General features: G+C 44.1%; 2 protein-coding genes. Both read right to left on the bottom strand.

All coding sequences use genetic code 11. The features are described from left to right. Positions 1–167: 167 nt before the first annotated feature. Positions 168–875, bottom strand: coding sequence for a phosphoribosylglycinamide formyltransferase (gene purN / locus ACS8FD_RS13650; RefSeq protein ID WP_439260432.1), 708 nt, complete (start codon positions 873–875; stop codon positions 168–170). Next, positions 875–1,743 (bottom strand): phosphoribosylformylglycinamidine cyclo-ligase (gene purM / locus ACS8FD_RS13655; RefSeq protein ID WP_439276276.1); only part of this gene is annotated, 869 nt, incomplete at its 5' end. The genes purM and purN, both read right to left, overlap by 1 nt.

The raw sequence follows: 1,743 nt of genomic DNA on the forward strand, positions 1-1,743 counted from the left end.
GTCCATAAAGGTTAATAATGCATAAAAGTATTGAGAGCTAAAACCCTCTAAATACTCTTTAAAAGTGAACAGTAAAAAGCCCAGTTATTCAAAGTATGAATGACTGGGCTTTTTTATGATCGATAGTTTTAAATGGTTAATATCTTTTTTTGCTTCTTGCCATTGCTTTAACTGTTTAAATATAGCTTCAAAGGTAATGTCGGCATATAGGTAGGTTTCTGATTTGATAATTGCTCGTTGTTCAACGACAAGACACCTTTGGATATTAGCAAAATTGTCCAAGGTAACAATTGATGCTCAAGCGTTTGCACACGTGTTTGCAAACTATCAGCAGTATCTTTATGATTTATGTCTAGCACTGCTTGGGTCAAAACAGCACCAGCATCCAGCTCAGCTGTAACCACATGAATACTACAACCATGCTGACGCTCGCCTGCCTGTATGACGCGTTGATGCGTATCAAGCCCTTTATAGGCCGGCAATAAAGAAGGATGTAGATTAATCATTGGCGCTGACATATTGTCGATAAATTCGGCGCCTAGCACCCGCATAAAGCCCGCCAATACAATCAGATCAGGTTGCCATGTCGCTAACTGGGCGCTGGCATGAGTCTCAAAAGTCTTAATCCCCATGCGTTTACCGCTCGCAGCATGTGACAACACTGCTACTGGAATAGAAGCATCTTTTGCGCGTGTGATGGCATAAGCGTCATCGCGGTTGCTGATGACCCCGACTATCTCAACTGGTAGTGTACCTGCTTGTACCGCGTCTATTAACACTTGCAAATTGCTACCGCTACCGGATACTAAGACAGCCACTCGCAATGGCTTGTGATTCCCTTTTTTATGACTATCTTTTTTATGACTGTCTGGCATTAACGGTATACCACTGCGTCTGCTTCACGGCTAACCATTTCACCGATTTGCCAAGCGTTTTCACCTGCCTCGTTCAACGTTTTAATAGCGATATCTGCTTTGTCTTTTGGTACTACGATAACAAAACCAACCCCACAGTTAAAGGTGCGATACATCTCGCTTTGCTCGATATTACCTTGGGTTTGTAGCCACGTAAATAGCTCTGAGAACTGCCAGCTACTCGTATCAATACTAGCAGCCAAATTATCTGGTAATACGCGTGGTAGATTGTCTGTTAAGCCGCCACCAGTAATGTGCGACATTGCATGTAAAGCCGAGCTACCAAGCGTATCTTGCAAAGCTTTAATGGCTTTTACGTAGATACGAGTCGGTGCCATTAGGGCATCTTGAATAGGCTGGCCGTCTAGCTGCTCATCGCTGCTAGTGACATCAACGCCGCTTACCTCAATAACTTTGCGTACAAGAGAGTAGCCGTTTGAGTGCGCGCCACTTGAAGCAAGTGCGATCAATACATCGCCCTCGCTGACATTTTCACCAGTGATGACCTCGCTTTCTTCGACCACGCCAACACAAAAACCTGCTAAGTCATAATCATCATCTTGATACATGCCTGGCATCTCAGCTGTTTCACCACCGATAAGTGCGCAGTTGGCAAGCTTGCAACCATCACCGATGCCTGTAACCACAGTTGCCGCCACATCAACATCCAGCTTACCAGTCGCATAATAATCTAAAAAGAATAATGGCTCTGCACCGCATACTAATAAATCATTAACACACATGGCGACCAAATCAATGCCAATAGTGTCATGACGGTTTAGTTGTAACGCCAATTTAAGCTTGGTACCGACACCATCAGTACCAGAGA

Source organism: Psychrobacter sp. 1U2 (assembly GCF_051847575.1).